13 protein-coding genes are annotated in these 18,328 nt (G+C 34.3%); 9 read left to right on the top strand and 4 right to left on the bottom strand.

Translation table 11 applies throughout. The features are described from left to right. Window positions 1-57 precede the first annotated feature (57 nt). The 4 genes from GBH57_RS03410 to GBH57_RS03425 all read left to right on the top strand — a co-directional run bounded on the left by GBH57_RS03410 (window position 58) and on the right by GBH57_RS03425 (window position 5,185). A complete protein-coding gene (locus tag GBH57_RS03410; RefSeq protein ID WP_151672646.1) occupies window positions 58-1,401 on the top strand; it encodes an MATE family efflux transporter in 1,344 nt (447 codons plus the stop codon). Window positions 1,402-1,645: 244 nt separating this feature from the next. After that, window positions 1,646-3,802, top strand: a complete 2,157-nt coding sequence (locus GBH57_RS03415; RefSeq protein WP_151672647.1) for a T9SS type A sorting domain-containing protein — start codon at window positions 1,646-1,648, stop codon at window positions 3,800-3,802. Between the two features lie 176 nt (window positions 3,803-3,978). Then, window positions 3,979-4,356: a pyruvate kinase gene (locus GBH57_RS03420; RefSeq protein ID WP_151672648.1), complete on the top strand. Its 378-nt coding sequence runs from the start codon at window positions 3,979-3,981 to the stop codon at window positions 4,354-4,356. A gap of 379 nt (window positions 4,357-4,735) precedes the next feature. After that, window positions 4,736-5,185 (top strand): 6-pyruvoyl trahydropterin synthase family protein, encoded by a 450-nt coding sequence (locus GBH57_RS03425; protein ID WP_151672649.1) that lies wholly within the window; start codon window positions 4,736-4,738, stop codon window positions 5,183-5,185. A gap of 62 nt (window positions 5,186-5,247) precedes the next feature. Here the strand turns inward: GBH57_RS03425 and GBH57_RS03430 are convergent, their stop codons facing one another. Then, complete coding sequence (locus tag GBH57_RS03430; protein ID WP_235904633.1) at window positions 5,248-8,172, bottom strand: GEVED domain-containing protein; 2,925 nt, start codon at window positions 8,170-8,172, stop codon at window positions 5,248-5,250. 215 nt (window positions 8,173-8,387) lie between these two features. On the opposite strand from GBH57_RS03430, the gene GBH57_RS03435 reads away from it, so the two are divergent. Then, complete coding sequence (locus GBH57_RS03435) at window positions 8,388-9,146, top strand: UDP-2,3-diacylglucosamine diphosphatase (protein ID WP_151672650.1); 759 nt, start codon at window positions 8,388-8,390, stop codon at window positions 9,144-9,146. An 11-nt stretch (window positions 9,147-9,157) separates the two neighbouring features. Here the strand turns inward: GBH57_RS03435 and recJ are convergent, their stop codons facing one another. Further along, window positions 9,158-10,849: a single-stranded-DNA-specific exonuclease RecJ gene (recJ, locus tag GBH57_RS03440; RefSeq protein ID WP_151672651.1), complete on the bottom strand. Its 1,692-nt coding sequence runs from the start codon at window positions 10,847-10,849 to the stop codon at window positions 9,158-9,160. A gap of 191 nt (window positions 10,850-11,040) precedes the next feature. Here recJ and GBH57_RS03445 point away from each other — a divergent pair, with 191 nt between their 5' ends. After that, entirely contained in the window at window positions 11,041-11,631 is a 591-nt protein-coding gene (locus GBH57_RS03445) for a carboxymuconolactone decarboxylase family protein (RefSeq protein WP_151672652.1), read from the top strand. A gap of 90 nt (window positions 11,632-11,721) precedes the next feature. On the opposite strand, the gene GBH57_RS03450 is transcribed toward GBH57_RS03445, so the two are convergent. Next, complete coding sequence (locus GBH57_RS03450; RefSeq protein WP_151672653.1) at window positions 11,722-12,294, bottom strand: uracil-DNA glycosylase family protein; 573 nt, start codon at window positions 12,292-12,294, stop codon at window positions 11,722-11,724. Between the two features lie 115 nt (window positions 12,295-12,409). Then, window positions 12,410-14,422, bottom strand: a complete 2,013-nt coding sequence (locus GBH57_RS03455) for a LamG domain-containing protein (RefSeq protein ID WP_151672654.1) — start codon at window positions 14,420-14,422, stop codon at window positions 12,410-12,412. A 160-nt stretch (window positions 14,423-14,582) separates the two neighbouring features. Here GBH57_RS03455 and GBH57_RS03460 point away from each other — a divergent pair, with 160 nt between their 5' ends. Genes GBH57_RS03460 through GBH57_RS03470 form a run of 3 tightly spaced genes read left to right on the top strand, consistent with a single transcriptional unit; the run spans window position 14,583 to window position 18,321 of the window. Continuing rightward, window positions 14,583-15,098 (top strand): RNA polymerase sigma factor, encoded by a 516-nt coding sequence (locus tag GBH57_RS03460; protein ID WP_151672655.1) that lies wholly within the window; start codon window positions 14,583-14,585, stop codon window positions 15,096-15,098. Window positions 15,099-15,140: 42 nt separating this feature from the next. Then, window positions 15,141-16,031: a FecR family protein gene (locus GBH57_RS03465; RefSeq protein WP_151672656.1), complete on the top strand. Its 891-nt coding sequence runs from the start codon at window positions 15,141-15,143 to the stop codon at window positions 16,029-16,031. After that, the gene (locus GBH57_RS03470) at window positions 16,018-18,321 is read left to right on the top strand and encodes a TonB-dependent receptor plug domain-containing protein (protein WP_151672657.1); all 2,304 of its coding nucleotides are present in this window, start codon (window positions 16,018-16,020) and stop codon (window positions 18,319-18,321) included. Before GBH57_RS03465 ends, GBH57_RS03470 begins: the two co-directional genes overlap by 14 nt. The last annotated feature ends 7 nt before the right edge of the window (window positions 18,322-18,328 follow it).

Below are 18,328 nucleotides of genomic sequence, written 5' to 3' on the forward strand. Positions count from 1 at the left end.
CAATAATGGTTTTATTAAGCTATAATTAATTTTTCAAAGTGTAGCTTTGCAACACCAATGACAGCTACTGATATCTCCTTTAAACGTATTCAACAATTAGCAATTCCAGCAATAATAGCAGGTATTGCTGAGCCTGTTTTATCTAGTACAGATGCTGCCGTTGTGGGAAATATCCCTGGGTATGGTACAGAAGCATTAGCATCAGTAGGAATTGTGGGAGCTTTTTTATCTGCACTAATATGGATATTAGGACAAACTCGAAGTGCCATTTCTGCAATTATCTCTCAAAATTTAGGCGCAGGTAAAATTGAAGACTTAAAAAGCTTTCCTGCTCAAGCCGTATATTTTAATGTAATAATTAGCATTGTTGTTTTAATCTCCACATATTTTTTTGTAGAAGAAATATTCTCCCTTTTAAATGCTAAAGGTTTAATACTAGATTTTAGTATTGCTTACTACGATATTAGAGTTTGGGGGTTTCCTTTAACGTTATTCACATTTGCAGTATTTGGAATTTTCAGAGGTTTGCAAAATACTTTTTGGCCTATGATTATTGCTGCAATAGGTGCGGCTGTAAATATAGGACTTGATTTTCTTTTTGTTTATGGGTTAAATGGTTATGTAGAAGCAATGGGAGTGGTTGGTGCTGCTTGGGCGAGTTTAATTGCACAAGGTGTAATGGCCTTACTATCGCTTGTACTATTATTGAAAAAGACAGCAGTATCTCTCCGATTAAAATTTCCGCTACATCCCGAAATAAAGAGATTAGTTTCTATGAGTGCAAATTTATTTTTAAGGTCAGTTGCTTTAAATGTTGCATTAATTTTATCTACAAGAGAAGCAGCCGGTTTAGGAACAGAAGTCGTTGCGGCTCATACTATTGCTTTAAATATTTGGTTATTTACAGCATTCTTTTTGGATGGCTACGGCGCAGCCGGAAATATTCTAGGTGGAAAACTCATGGGAGAAAATAATTTCAACTCGCTATGGCAATTGACTAAACGAGTTTTAAAATACAATCTAATTGTTGCAACTGGTCTCATTATAATTGGAGTAATATTCTACGAACAATTAGGATGGATTTATAACAAAGACCCTAAAGTTTTAGGTATTTATTCTAGTATATTTTTCTTAGTCTTAGTATCGTTACCCTTCAATGCAATTGCTTTTACATTAGATTCTATTTTTAAAGGGTTAGGGGAAATGGGCTATTTACGTAATGTCCTACTGGCTTCTACATTTTTAGGATTCGTTCCTGTTCTATTTATCACTAAATATTTAGGATGGGAATTATACGGGATCTGGACTGCCCTAATTGTTTGGGTTGCTTGGAGAGGTCTTGCTTTAGTAATTAAGTATAGAAATAAATATATTCCGTTAATTTCCTCAAATCAAAAATAAGTAGGTGCCTTCAACTACTTAAACGTAGATACTCTAAAACTATAATTCGCATAAATCTCATTCATATTTTAGTTGGAAGAGTATATTCAACTATTCATTTGTTATAATTGATTCATATAATTTTTTAAAGCTTTCAAAAGTTTAAAAAAGGGGTGTTTACCCCTATTATTTAGGGTAAATAACTCACAAACAACTAGCTTATAGTGCGTTATATTTGCCTCAAATTAACTAAACAAATTAAATTATGAAAACTATTACCCTAAAAGGTCTCTACCTCATTACAACACTTTTTTGTACCTCTATGTTTGCCCAAGGCACAGGAGTAAATTTATCAAACAATCAATCCAATCAAGGAATTCAAAACAAAGTAGTCTCAAGTACTAGCAGTGTTTCTTCTGTTCTAGTATTAGGAGCTCCTGGAAATCCAGCTTGGCTAGACGATGTTGAAGCTAAATTAGACAACACAGGTCTAGTTAATGCAGACACATTTTTAACAACAGGTGCTACACCAACATTAGCTCAATTATTGGCATATGATTCTGTATTGGTTTTTACAGATGCTAGTGCTTTAGATCCTGTAGGACTTGGAAATAATCTTGCATCATATATTGAAGCTGGTGGTGGAGTAGTTAATGCTACATTTACAGCTAATGTTCCTATTACAGGAAATTTCACAGCCTATGACTTATATACTAATTCTGGTCAAGGAAATGGAACCAATCTTGGAATAGGTACTATATATGAACCTAGCCACCCTACTCTTAATGGTGTTTCGTCATTTGATGGTGGTACAGCTTCATTTCATAACACTGGTGGAACTATCGCCGCTGGAGCATCTGTAGTTGCAGAATACACAACTGGAGCTCCTTTAATTATCGTTAAAGAAAATGTTGGCCCAGCATTAACTAGAACTGCTTTCTTAAATTTTTATCCTCCGTCATTTGATGCACGTGATGATTTTTGGAATATAACTTCAGATGGAGATATTCTTATGGCAAACGCTTTAAATTGGACTGCTTTTGCTGGAGGTGCTAATGTGCTAATCGCTGGTGCTCCAGGAAATCCAGATTGGTTATTAGATGTTGAACTTAAAGTTGAATCTTCTGGAGATTTTCAAGCAGATACTTTTCTAACAAGTGCAGGAACTCCAACACTTGCTGAATTACAAAACTATGATGCTGTATTTATCTTTACAGATGCTGGAGCAGCAGACCCTGTAGCGTTTGGAAATGTTTTAGCTCAATATGCTGATGGTGGTGGTGCTATTCTTGATGCAACATTTACTCCTAATGTTCCTATTACTGGAGGCTTCACTTCATATGAATTATACTCTGTATCTGGACAAGCTAATGGAGCTAATTTAGGAATTGGAACTATTAACAACCCTAGTCACCCTACTCTTAGTGGTGTAAATACGTTTGATGGTGGTACTGCTTCATTTCATAATACCGGAGGAACAATAGCTGCTGGAGCAACTGTAATTGCAGAATATACAAATGGTGCTCCATTAATAATTGTTAATGAAGACATGGGACCATCATTAGTAAAAAGAGCTTTTCTAAATTTCTATCCACCATCTATTGATGCACGTGATGACTTTTGGGATACTACTTCTGATGGTGCTTTAATCATTACAAACGCTATTAGTTGGTTATTATCTATAGATACAAATAGTGCTCCAACGGCACAATGTCAAGCATTCACGGCAACATTAGATAGCAATGGAAATGCAACTATTACTGCTGCAGATATTGATAATGGCTCTCTAGATACTGATGGAACAATAACCCTTTCTATTGATGTTACTACATTTACTTGTAACGAGCTAGGTGACAACACAGTAACTCTAACAGTAACTGATGATGATGGTGCTGTAGATACTTGTTCTGCAATAGTAACTGTGGTAGATGCTGAAGATCCAACAATTGTGTGCCCAGCTCCAATAACAGTAATGATTAATCAAGGAGAAATGTTTACAGTTCCAGATTATATTGCAACTGGAGATGCAACTGTATCAGATAACTGTACTTATTCAGTTGTGCAAGATCCACTCCCTGGTTCAATGGTTGCTGTGGGTACTTATACTATTGAGATTGATGTTACAGATGCTAGTGGAAATACAGCTAGTTGTTCTTTTGAACTTACAGTTGACGAAATTTTAGGGACAAATAATTTTAATGAAGCTACATTTAAATTATACCCAAACCCAGCAACTTCTCAAATCAATATTGAAGGAACATTTGATATCGCTTCAGTTGTAATTTATAACTTATTAGGACAAGAAGTACTAACTACAAATTCTGAAATTTTAAATATCGAAGATCTTACAAGTGGAATGTACCTTGTTAACATTATTGACATAGAAGGAAATAAATCGACAACAAGATTTATTAAAAAGTAAGTTTATTGGTTTTAAGTTAAGTTTTGAAGGCCTCGACGAAAGTTGGGGCTTTTCTATACAATAATAGTTAATTTACAGCATTCTAATCGGTTTAAAAAACTGCACATAGCCACGTTGATAACATTATAAAAAAGTACTTGTTAAACTTATATTTTTTTTGAAATTTGGGTTCAGATATGAGACAACTTGAAATAGGCGATAAAATGTACAATGTCAAGCAACAAGGTTTTGACGATTTTATGCGCTACAGTTTTTCCGAAGTGGTAGAACTAACAATTACGCTTGCAGTTTTAAAAAATGGAGTGAAACTTATTAATCAACCAAAAACATCTTTTATTGAGCCTATAGGTTATTCTGTAAATAGGGACAAAAGCAATCATTGGCATTTAATGACTGTTGATGTTATTAGAAAAGCTCAAATAGAAAATGAAAAAATTGCTATTCACGATTGGTTTGAACAAAAAGAATTTAGCCTAGAAGAAAAAAGAGCAATTTACAATGCCTATAAAGTTTCAGAAACACAACAAATAGCAGCTCTTGAAGCCATTAAATAATTATATTATTATCCTATAAAATAAAAAACTATGGAAGTATTAGAGTTTATTGGAGGACCCGGATTATTTTTGATTTTGGCAATTTTAGTGGTGGTTGTGGTCATTTACAATAAATTTAAAAATCGAAAATAAGATAGTTTTGAAAGTACTTAAAACTTCTTTCGTCAAAAATCACCCAAACCTTTATTATTAATAACACTATCGCATAGCGAATACTACAAATGAAGCTTTTCGAATACCTCAACGGTCAAGGAGGCATAATGATTCTTGGCCTTATTGTCATTATTGTACTTCTTGTAAAAAAATATAAAAACTATCGTTATTTCAAGGATATGGAAAAGCGTAGAAAAAATAAAGATAAGTAAGCTATCTTTGCGCTATGAGTAACATACGCATCACCAAACAATTTTCATTTGAAACCGGACACGCCTTATATGGCTATGACGGAAAATGCCGTAATGTACATGGGCATAGTTATAAGTTATCCGTAACAGTAATAGGAACTCCTATTTCTGAAAAAGATAATGCAAAATATGGAATGGTTATAGATTTTAGCGATCTGAAAAAGATTGTAAAAGAAGAAATTGTCGACGTTTTTGACCACGCTACAGTATTTAATAAAAACACTCCGCACGTTGAACTTGCTAAAGAGTTAAGTGACCGTGGTCATCAAGTTTTATTAGTAAACTATCAACCCACCAGCGAAATGATGGTGATTGATTTTGCCGAAAAAATAAAACAACGCTTACCACAAAACATCAACTTACATTCACTACGTCTACAAGAAACCGCAACTAGTTTTGCCGAATGGTATGCTAGCGATAACTAAAATATAAAACAAAAAAAGAGCAGGTAATACCTGCTCTTTTTTATTTAATTTATTTGCTCAGACTATTGAACTATAATCCTTGCAGTTTTATAACTAGTAGTAGTTTGCCCTCCTACTTTAAGAAGATATACTCCACTAGAAACGCTTGACATGTCAAGGTTTAACTTATAGATACCATTCTCTTTAGGTATTCTTTTATTAAAGCCCATTTCTTGACCTAAAATATTGTAAACTCCTAAAAATACACTTCCGTCAAATTGAGTGTTTAAAGTCACCTCAAATTGCTTATTAACAAGTGTTGTAATAACAAGGTCTCCATTAGCAACCTCAAAGTCTTCAGTCCCTAATACGCCAATATTTGCAGTGTAATCTTCTGTTTCACCATATTGTGATTCAACACATGGATCATCATCTACTTCTGCTTGCCAGTTACTTTTAACACGCATTCTGTGTTCGCCAAATGCAGCTCCTGCTGGTACAGTCAATGTAGTTGTTTCTGTATATGAACCTGCGGCTTGGCCAGCTGCAATTACAAAATTAGGAACAACTATTTCATCTGTAGTAAAATCTAAATCATCATTGAAATCAATCCAAACTTTTACATTTTGATCTCCGTATTCAGTTGTAAAAGTAATACTGTTACTTGATCCTTCACCTAAGTTTGCAATTTGAGTTGTGAAATCTCCGTATCCCTCACAATCTGAAGGATTGTTAATTTCAGCAATTTGAACAAGTCTAAACCCATCACCTAAAGTACAATCTGAACTTGGTGAACAAAGAACATTTTCTACATCAAGAGATGTTTCATCATTGGTTGCATCTAGATCTCCAGCCAATAACGTTCTTACAACAATATTATACGTTCCAAGAGTTGAAAAATCAAAAGGTGTTGTAAAATCATAGATAACTTCTTCTTCTGAATTAATAGTTCCTACAAAAGTTTCTGTTACTGCTGTAGCGCCATTTACACTATACTGAACATCAAATCCAGTTTGTGGAGCTACTCCAAAATTTCTAAGATTTACAGATATAACTTCAGTACCTAAACTAGAGCCATTTTCTGGCGCAGTGATTTCGATTGCCCCTATATCATTTGAAAACAGGTGCGTTACTTCTTTAGAAAAAACATTGTTTGGAAGAAACTCATCTGCTAATAGTCCAGTAGTTACTTCAAGAGTATACGTTTGTCCCGGTGTTGACAAATCAACTGTTTGAGCAAAAGTATAGATCCCTAATTCGTTTGAATTAATTGTTCCTGTAAATGTTTCTGAAGCAACTAAAACTCCATCTAACCTAAGCTCTAAAGGAATTGTGTTTTGTACATCTAATCCAAAGTTTCTTATAGATACCGTTACTGTTTCAGTAGCTGTTAATGCTCCATTTACTGGAGTTGTGATATTGTTAGGTCCAACATCTACACCAAAACCTCCTGATAATTGAAAAGAAGCAATTTGAGTTCTCCATTGGTTGGTTGATGAAAAGTAATCTGACGTAAACCAAAAAGTAAAATTATCAGGGTCCATTGTCATATGCGAATAATCACCATAACGGTTAGCATTATTTCTAATTCCTGGACCATCAATAATTACTGTTTCGGCTACTGTCATTTGCCCAAGTGGGTCATCATTAAAACGACCTGTATAGCGTAAAGATACCGGCAGTGTTTCACTTGCTGTTGTATAGGCCATCCCAATGTTTCCTGCGGCATCAATAGCAGCACTACTCATTAAACGACTATGTCCATCTGCAATTGAAAACGTACCTTCTTGAAAAATACTCCAGTCAGTAGTAGTATCATCATTTCTTAGTTCAATCCATCTAATTCCTCCAGTTTCATTATTATCAATAAATGTGTTGAATGTTACAAGCCATGAATTATGATCATCAAATGGACGATAGTTAGCTGCATAAGATATAATACCTCCATGACCTGCTAAACGTTGACTCGTACCTGGTTGTCTAATTGCACCGTTTCCATCACCAAAAAGCTCTCCTGCATCAAATGGATCTGTTGGTATTTCTTGAGGAGATGAAATTACTGAGTTATTAATATCATCCCAGTCTACTGAAATTTCCCATACTTTTAAATGGTCAAAACCAATACCACCCCAAGCATCATCTTGTAAGTACGTAATATAACCTGGTAAAGATGTATCTACTGTTGTACCTAATAAATTAGCTGCAGCAGGACTTTTAACTTGGTTAGGATTATCTACAATTCCTGGTAAAGAAAACATCAATATTTGAGGGTCTGGACCACCCGCTATCATTACATCTCTTTCCATTACAACTCCTAATGAGCTAAAACCACCTAAATTAATTGTACCATAATACCCATCGTGCCATACTGAGTAGTGTGGGTAATCTGGCAAAGAACTAAATGTGTAAGAATATACATTATAAGCTCCCGTTGGATCACTAGTTTCTGAAACTCCAAAAAGTAAGTCGTTACTAACTTGAAGATTTCCAAAACCACTCACAATCCATCTATCTGCTAATTGATCATAAAGTACAATAGGGTCTCCAAAACTTGTGCTACCTAAAAATGCCCCTAAATTTACAGGACCAACTAATAACCCTCCTGTTTTATCGAAAATTTTAACTAATGAATTTACCGAGTGTACATAATGATTAGGCCCCACTGCTCCCGTAGGATCTGGTGGAAAAGCTCCAGACTCAGATGCAGATGCTCCCACAAAGTTTTGTAATGGCGGCATTGTTACAACTCTACCTTGTTCCGTTTGCAAGTTTTGGATTACCGTACTTGTTGGGTTTAATTGTGGCTGCGTAGTTGATATATTAGGAATCATTGTATGAGTTTTTGGGTCATTAAACTCATCTGGCCCCATAGTTGCAAAATCTCTAAGAGCACCTGTTTTCCCTAACAGAGTACCCGTAATTACTTGGTCAGGCGGGAATGATTGTTGTGCAAACACATTGCTTACAACTAATGCAATCCCTAATAATAAAAGTTGATTCAGTTTCATAGTTATAATATTTTACTGCAATATAAGGTTAATCTACAAGGTTTTACAAAGAGTTTATACTATAAAAAACTCATAAAAATCTACTACATGAGTAGGATTCATTGGTATTACACATCTGAAAAAGCAGTACGTTACTAAGATAGAAACTAAAACTATCATGTAGTTTTATAGTACTCCAATCTCTAACTGAAAACTAGAATTACTATCTTTACACAATGCAAATCCCTCAAGGAAAAAAAATATATTTTTCAAGTGACAATCACCTAGGTGCTCCTACTTCGGAATTGAGTTTGCCGCGTGAAAAAAAGTTTGTGCGCTGGCTCGATGAAATTAAAGAAGATGCAGCAGCTATTTTTTTACTTGGAGATTTATTCGACTTTTGGTTTGAATATAAAACCGTAGTGCCTAAAGGGTTTGTAAGAGCTCTTGGTAAACTAGCTGAAATTAGTGACAGCGGAATTCCGATTTACTTTTTTGTAGGGAACCATGACCTGTGGATGAAAGACTATTTCGAAACAGAATTAGGTATTAGTACTTTTCGTGATGTAAAGGAATTTACGTTTAATAACAAAGTGTTTTTAATAGGCCACGGTGACGGAAAAGGACCTGGAGACAAAGGATACAAACGCATGAAAAAAGTGTTTACAAATCCTGTTTTTAAATGGCTTTTTAGATGGTTTCACCCAGAAATGGGGATGCGCCTTGCACAATACCTCTCTGTAAAAAACAAATTAATTTCTGGAGATGATGACAAAAAATTTCTTGGAGAAGCTAATGAGTGGCTAGCTTTATATGCAAAACGTAAATTAGAAAAAAAACACTACGACTACTTTGTTTTTGGTCACCGTCATTTAAACATGAAAATTGAAGTAGGCGAAAACGCAACATATTATAACCTTGGTGATTGGATTACTCAATATACCTACGGAGTTTTTGACGGAAGCGATTTTGAACTTAAAACGTTTGAGGAATAATATTCAAAAGCTTATTGTTCTGCGATATCTTTCAATCTAAGCTGTAAACTAACATTTCCTTGCCATTCGTTTTCATCAATTACGTAAGCAGCCTTGAAGGGTTGTCCTGAACAGGCAATGTCCTTTTTATCACCCATACCAAAACCTATACACACAAACTGTTGTATCCCTTGTTTAACAGTAATACGCAAGTGAGTTTTGTCTTCTCCTACACATTTTCCGTAGCCAGTTTCGGTTAAATTACTTGTCATAAAAACAGGAGTTGCATTCCCTGGTCCAAATGGCGCGAACTGTTTTAAAATTCTATAAAATTTCGGAGTAATATCAGCTAAATCTAATTGTAGTGAGATATTTAGTTCCGGTTGTAATAGTTTAGGGTCGATGCTATTTGCTACAACTTCCTCAAACTTATTTTTAAAATTCTCAAAATTAGATTCGTCTAAAGTAAGTCCTGCTGCATATTTATGACCACCAAATTGCTCAATAAACTCACTGCACTCCTCTAGTGCATTATAAACATCAAAGCCTGTCACAGACCTTGCAGAAGCGGCAAGTTTATCACCACTTTTTGTAAAGACCAACGTGGGTCTATAATACGTTTCTGTCAATCTAGAAGCTACAATACCTATTACACCTTTGTGCCAGTCTTCTTGAAATACAACAGTTGTTTTGCAATCTTGCTCATTATTAGTTTCAATTTGTTTTAAAGCTTCAATTGTAATGCGCTTGTCTGCTTCGCGACGATCTTGATTAAATTGTTCAATTTCGGCAGCCCAAATAGCTGCTTTATTAATATCCGTCTCAACTAAAAGTGTTACTGCGTGGTTTCCGTGTTTCATTCTTCCCGCAGCATTTATACGTGGGCCAATGATAAAAACAACATCCGTAATGGTCAACACTTCTTTTTTCACTTGTCTCAAAATAGCTTTGTAGCCTGTTCTAGGATTACTATTTATTACTTTTAAGCCGAAATATGCTAGAATTCTATTTTCACCCGTAATAGGAACAATATCTGCACCAATGGCTGTCGCTACTAAATCCAAATACAACAGTAAGTCGTCAATAGTTTGTCCTTTTTTTGAAGCAAGAGCTTGTATTAATTTAAATCCCACTCCACAACCACAAAGCTCCTTAAATGGATATTCACAGTCATCTCTTTTAGGGTCTAAAACAGCAACTGCTTTAGGCAATTCAGCCCCTGGACGGTGGTGATCACAAATTATAAAATCGATACCTTTTTCACTAGCATAAGCAACTTTTTCAATCGCTTTAACACCGCAATCGAGTGCAATAATTAAACTGAAATCATTATCCTCAGCAAAGTCAATTCCTTTATACGAAACGCCATAACCCTCAGCATAACGATCTGGAATATACGTAGCTACATTAGGGTAAAACGATTTTAAATAGCTAGACATTAAAGCTACACTTGTTGTTCCATCAACATCATAATCACCATATACAAGAATATTCTCCCCTTCAGAAACTGCCTTTTCAATTCGTTGAACAGCAAGTTCCATATCCTTCATTAAAAAAGGATCGTGAAGATCGTCAAGCGATGGTCTAAAAAAGTCTTTCGCTTGTTGAAAGGTTTCAACACCTCGTTGCACTAACAACGTGGCAATCGTTTTGTCAACAGTTAACTCATTGACTAAAGCATTTATTTTTTCTTCGGAAATTTTAGGGGCAAGGTTCCAGCGCATAGATGGTGAAAAATACAAAAAGTAGATCCAATGTTGAAGTCGATTACATAATTATTTTAGAAACTTTACAAAGGAAATAGTGTAAGTAGTTGCAAATATGTAATTTCGAAAGCTCATTCTTATACTTTATCAAGTAAGTTTTCTACATAAATCTAGACTTAAAAAAATAAATCACATACAATAAACTCTTTATGCCATTAGTAACACCACTCTCCGCAGATCACGACGAAACAACTCAAGAACTTGCAGATTTTTTTAATGAGACTTTAGGGTTTTGTCCTAATAGTGTTTTAACGATGCAACGCAGGCCAGCTATTAGCCGTGCTTTTATCAACTTAAATAAAGCAGTTATGGCAAATGAAGGCCGTGTAACTTCCGCTTTAAAAAGAATGATTGCTTGGGTAAGTAGTAACGCAACTGGCTGCCGTTATTGCCAAGCTCACGCCATTAGAGCTGCAGAACGTTATGGTGCTGAACAAGAGCAATTAGACAACATTTGGGAATACCGCACACACCCAGCATTTAACGAAGCAGAACGTGCAGCTTTAGATTTTTCTTTACAAGCCTCTATGGTCCCAAATGCAGTTGATGCAGAAATTAAAGAACGTCTTTACAAATACTGGGATGAAGGTGAAATTGTAGAAATGCTAGGCGTTATTTCTCTTTTCGGATATTTAAATAGATGGAATGACTCCATGGGGACTTCAATAGAAGAAGGTGCAGTTGAGAGTGGCGACCAATATTTAGGAAAACACGGTTGGGAAAAAGGGAAACACGTTTAGAAAGCAAACACGATTCTTATAAAAAAACCTCTTTAGCTTTAAAACTAGAGAGGTTTTTTTGTATTGCTGTATTTAGAAATTAAGTGTGTTTTATTTCGTTAAAATTGCCGCTACCTTTTCCTGTATTAAAGGAACCACACTTTGCTCAAACCAAGGGTTTTTAGCGCGCCAAAATCTATTTGTTGGCGAAGGGTGTGGCAAAGGCCAAAATTTAGGCAAATAGGCTTCAAAATTTTCGACTCTTTGTGTTAGCTTTTTTCCGTCTTTAGGTAGGTATTGATTTGAAGCATAGGAGCCTATTAGTAATATGAGTTCAACATGCTTTAGTCTTGATAATACCGATGGGTGCCATAATGGTGCACACTCTTTTCGGGGAGGAAGGTCGCCTGTTTTAGCTTTTCCGGGATAACAAAACCCCATAGGGAGTTGCGCAAAGTTTTTAGGATTGTAAAAAGTAACCTCATCTACCCCTAACCACTCGCGTAGTTTTTTACCGCTTTGATCGTTCCAAGGGATTCCACTTTCGTGAACTTTTGTTCCGGGTGCTTGCCCAATAATTACTATTTTGGAATTAGGTACTGCTTCAATTATCGGTCTTGGACCAAATGGAAGATGGTCTGAACATACTTCACAGTTTCTTATTTCGGATAAAAGCTTTTTCAGTGGAAATTATTTTAATGTATCACAATATAGTAAAACTGTAATATTTCAGAATAAAAAAGAGAGCCGCTAACCTAAAAACGACCCTCTCTTTCAAAAAACTTAAACAAAAACTACCTTAATCTAAGCAGGTATAACACTCTGCTTCTAAATTGAATAATACAAATACTTCGTTAGGGCTTAGTGCTCTGTTATAAACTCTAAGGTCATCTACGTGCCCTCTAAAGTTTTGGGCATTTATCATATAGCCTGTGTCAGTAGCTCCACCAAGGTTAACATCTTCATTTGTTTCATTTCTAAGGATACCGTCTCTGTACATCTTTGTTACATCACCTTCGTGAGTAATTAATAAGTGATGCCAATCTGTATTTGTCCACACAACGTCCACTTCTTGATTCCAATCATTATCCCATAAATTAATTTCAGGGTTATGAGTAACAAATAATGGTGTGTTCAAATCATAAACTCCAAGTTCTAATCCATCAGATTGATGTTGTTGTGTACTGAATATAATCTCGTAATCTCCAACTGCATCATTTTGCATTTTAAACCATAAGCTTATTGCAAAATCGCCTGTGATTTCATTTTCTGGTGTTCCCGGAATAAATATTGGATCATCTCCTTGAGAAAAACCAATTGCACAATTTTCATTTCCTGCTCTATCTTCTACAAATTGACCACCAATTCCTAATATTTCGTCACTCACAAGTTCGTGTATTTCGTTCCCAAAAGGCATATACACTATTAGACCATCAGTTAATTCACCCGGGTTTTCACAGCTTGTACCACAATCTTCCGCATCGATTTGAAATGACGCCACATAGCGTACTTCTTGAGAACCTACTTCAGTAATAGCATAATAAAATGTTTGCGAGTTAGGTACTGTTGTTTGATATGGTGATGGTAATTGATTTTGAAGTGCATTAGCATCTGCATAGGTTTCGTGAAAAGTAATAGAGTATTCTAATGCATCATTACAAGTAAAATGAAGGTCTATAATTTCGTTAAAATCTACTGAAACAAATCCATCTCCATCGGTATCACAAATACCTAAACCACTTCCTGTACATTGTGCTAAGTCATAATCACAATCTCTTGAAAACACCATTTGTAAACCATCTTCTCTTTCTAAAAGAAGTTGTTCTTCAGAGCATTCTAAAACCTCCCAATTTCCTAAAAATGGTTCGAAAATTGGAAAAACAGCTTCTAAAAGAACTATGGTTTTACCATCAACTTCAGATACATTCCAAAGTGCATCAATGTTATAAGCACTAGAAGTAGTCATTTCTAAATTGTTGCTTTCAGAAAAAGTAAAATGGTAATATTCATATGCATTATCAGTAACACCTCCATAAGAGCTTGGGTACCAGAAACACTCTAGTAAATATGCTTCAACAACCGCTGCAGGGCAAGGGTTTTCTGGGTCTACAATTACTTCACAATTATCTGGCCCTGCTTCTATAGCGACTGCTAATTCAGCATTTGTAGTTACTTCAATAGTGTTTCCGTTTCCATATACTAATGAAACTGGAAAATTCAAACTAACTATATTTCCATTATTATCATCTAAATCTTGTAAAAAGAAATATAGCTCAAAATCATTTGTGATTACTACAGTTTCAATAAGTTCAAACTCTAGGTTAAAAACTGAAAATGAAATAGGATATACAAAATCTACACACTCATTTGGACTTGGGTCACAAGAGGCAATAAATACATCAAATTCTTCTTGACTTTCAATAACTATTGTTGTGTAATCAGGTAAAATTATAGTAATAGGAAATAGTATTTCAATGTTACCGTTACCTTGATTATCATCTATTAATTGTTGAATAATTAGTAAATCTTCAATTGAATCTATTGTTACTTCTATTCCACCTGCAATTACTGTAAATGGAAATTGAATTGAAGAACAATCAGTTCCGTCAATAATATTATCTACTGAAACATCATTTTCAGATACATTTCTCATTAGATTAACAAGATCTGATCCTGGTTCAATAGATTGTTCTGGGGGTGGATTTTGTACGATAACTTTATCCTCCTGGCAAGAGACCGAAAAGAGTGAAACTGTTATTAGAAGTGCAACTAGGGCTGCACTATTTTTTAGTAGTTGGGTCATTTTTTTCATATCAGTTAGTTATTAATTATATTTTCTCGTTAGTACTGATCTTTTTGTCGAAATCAGCAATTTTTTTTAGCGCTTCAGTTATAGAACAACTAACTTTAAAAAATCCACAAGTTGACATTTTAAAAGTTTTATGACAACTTTGCGGTGTAAATTACCCTCAATGAAAAAAAACCTATCGAATCACTGTTGCGAGAAGACTATATTTGATTCAATTTTCAGAAAACATGCTGAAAACATTCATAAGTTTTTACACTATAGGTATGGCTCTTTACTTAATCCACAAGATAAAGTACAGGATGCATTTATTAAATTATGGCAAAACTGTAAATCTGTGCCACCAGATAAAGCTAAAAGTTTTCTCTTTACCACAGCAAATAATTTAATGCTTAATGAGGTAAAACATCAAAAAGTAGTTCTTAATTATGTAGATACTAAACCAAAAAATCACACAAATATAAACCCTGAATTTCTTTTAGAAGAAGCGCAATATTTAGAAAAACTACAAAAAGCATTAACATCATTGACTGAAAATGAACGAGTAGCGTTTATGCTAAATAGAACAGAAGGAAAAAGATACAAAGAAATAGCAGCACTATTAGACATTAGTGTAAGTGCCGTTGAAAAACGAATTTACAGTGCGCTTCTAAAATTAAGAAAAGAAATAAAAGAGATTTAAACCCTTACCTGTGGATTTTCCTCAGTAACTTGTTTTAATAGTATGAACAGAGAGATTTTAATAAAAAAATGGCTTGAAGGAACACTAAATTCCGAAGAGAAAATTGCTTTTGAAGCCTTAGAAGATAGCGCCGAATTAAAGCGAATTTCTAATGCAATGCCTAATTTTAAAGCACCAAAACTAGAAACAAATAACCTTAAAAATAATATTAATTTAAAAACTAATAAAAACCCCAATATAATGTTAAAACGCTTATTACCCTTTGCAGCACTAATAGTAATTGCCTTAGGGATTACCTATTTTTTTAATTCAGATTCAACAATTAATACTGCTACTAAAATAGGAGAAATGGCAAAAGTAAATTTGCCAGACGAAACTAAAGTTACTTTAAATGCAGCTTCAACATTAATTTTTGACGAAGGTTCTTGGGATGAAAATAGAATTACACAGCTAGAAGGAGAAGCATTTTTTAGTGTGTCAAAAGGTTCAAAATTTACAGTAAATACCACTCAAGGTAAGGTTACTGTTTTAGGTACTCAGTTCAACGTAAAACAACGTAACGAATTTTTCGAAGTACATTGTTACGAAGGATCTGTTGAGGTTGAACATCCATTAAAAAAAGTAATTTTAAAGCCAGGTGAATATATTTCTATTTATCAAAAACAAGTTACTTCTGGTAATTTACCAATAGTAAAAGCGCCATCTTGGACAGAAGGAAGAAACGTTTTTAGAGGTGTGCCTTACAACGAAGTGTTAGACGAATTGTCTCGCCAGTATGGTGTTACAATTACAAATGAAGTTGATGCAAGTAAGCGTCTTTTTACAGGAGCCTTTAATAACGATAATCTTGAAGAGGCATTAAAAGCTGTAACAACACCTTTAAAGTTAGATTATAAAATAACAGGTAAAAATGTAATAATTGAACGTAAATAAAAGCAAACTACTTTTTATTTTTCAGCTTTTCATATTAACCTGGACTGCTACAGGACAGGTTAATACGGAACGTTTTACGTTACCCCAAGTATTAGCAATTATAGAAAACCGTTACAACGTAACGTTCTCATATATGGTTGACGATGTTAGCGATCTAAAAGCTAAAATACCTTCGGAAACTTTAAAACTCGAAGAGTCGTTAATTGATTTAGAATTACAACTTCCCCTTACCTTTTTAGTGCTTAAAAATACCATTGCTATTCAAAAGAGAAGCGACACTCCAATTGCTAACCAAGCACTAGACGAGGTTTTGATTACACAATATTTAGCAAGAGGAATCACCCTTAAAACTAATGGAACTGTTGACATTAAGCCTAGAGAATTTGAAATCATACCTGGCCTAAGTGAACCCGATGTTCTTGCAAGTGTAAAATCACTCCCGGGAATTAGCAGTACAGACGAGTCTGTAACTAACTTAAATATTAGAGGAGGAACAAACGATCAAAACCTCATTCTTTGGGATGGTATAAAAATGTACCAATCTGGTCATTTCTTTGGAATGATTTCAGCTTTTGACCCTTACAACATCAACAAAATAAACATAACAAAAAACGGAACCTCAGCAAGTATGGGAGATGGTGTTTCTGGTACTATTGATATGATTTTGGATCAAAACCCTGCAAGCATTTTAAAAGGAAGCGCTGGTTTTAACTTACTTCAAGGAAGTTCACAATTAGAAATACCAATAACTAAAAAACTAGGAGTTCATCTTTCGGCTAGACGCTCAATAACTGATGTATTAGAAACTGCTACCTATAAAAGCTATTTTGATCGTGTTTTTCAAGACACTGAAGTAACTAATAAAACAAATACTTTAGATCGTTCGGTTATGGACAACCAAAAGTTTTACTTCTATGACATTAGCGGAAAATTGTTGTATAATATTTCAGATAAAGATAAAATAAGCGCTTCGTTTATTACTATTAACAATGAATTCAACTTTTTAGAACAAGCCGAAAATAGCACGTTAAATCAAACACTAGAGAGTGGTTTAAAGCAACAAAACAATGCTGGAAATTTGATATATAAAAGGCAATGGAACAATTCATTTCAAACAAAAATATCGGGCTATTTATCTAATTATAAATTAAGCGGAATTAATTTTGACATCAACAACAACCAGCGTTTAGACCAGTTTAATGAAGTTTTAGACATGGGTTTGAAACTTGATGGCACCTACTCATTATCCACTTCTCAAAAACTACTTGCTGGATATCAATTTAATGAAACGGGTGTAACAAATGCCGTAAATGTAAATGCTCCTCCTCTATTTAATTTTATTAAGTCGGTTTTAAGAGTACACGCTATATATGCTGAGTATAGCCGTAAAAATGAAACTACAAATATTGCTGTAGGGTTTCGAGCTACAACTTATCCTAAACTTTCTGAAACGTTTATAGAACCTAGATTAAATGCAAGTTGGCAACTATTAGATAACTTTAGATTACATCTTTTAGGGGAATTAAAACACCAATCTACTTCTCAAATTATTCAACAATCAAATGATTTTTTAGGCATTATTAAACGCAGGTGGGTTATTGCTAATAATGACGATGTTGCAATTCTACAAAGCCAACAAGTATCATTAGGAAGCACCTATAATTACAACAAATGGCTTATAAGTGTGGAGGGCTATTTTAAAAATGTTAAAGGGATTAACTCAAGATCTCAAGGCTTTAGAAATCAGTTTCAGTTTGTAAATACAAATGGAGAATACCAAGTAAAAGGAATTGATTTTTTAATTCAGAAACGCTACAAATCATTACGCTCTTGGCTAGGGTATTCAGTAAGTAAAAACACCTATACTTTTGATGAACTTAATAACGGTGAAGCATTTGACAACAGTGTAGATATGCGTCATGCAATTACATTTAATAACAGTTACACTTTCAACAAACTTAGTGTAGCAATAGGCTTTAATTGGCATACAGGAATACCAACTACAACTGTTTTATCTGAAAATCAAAGTCCTGTTTCTACAAGCGAATTACAATTTAATAGTCCTAACGGGGATCGATTAGCTTCTTTTTTTAGAACCGATGTAGCTTTACATTATTCTTTAAAGATCTCAAAAAGTTTAAAAAGTACTATAGGATTATCTATATGGAATGTTTTAAATCAAAAACAAACTATAGACAGATATTACGCAAATATTGATGGTGTAGCATCTCAATTTGAACAAGAATCTTTGGGTTTAACCCCAAATGTAAGTGTGCGATTATACTTTTAACTTTTAC

Origin of the sequence: Patiriisocius marinus (assembly GCF_008974325.1) — a bacterium.
Taxonomy (GTDB): Bacteria; Bacteroidota; Bacteroidia; order Flavobacteriales; family Flavobacteriaceae; genus Patiriisocius; species Patiriisocius marinus.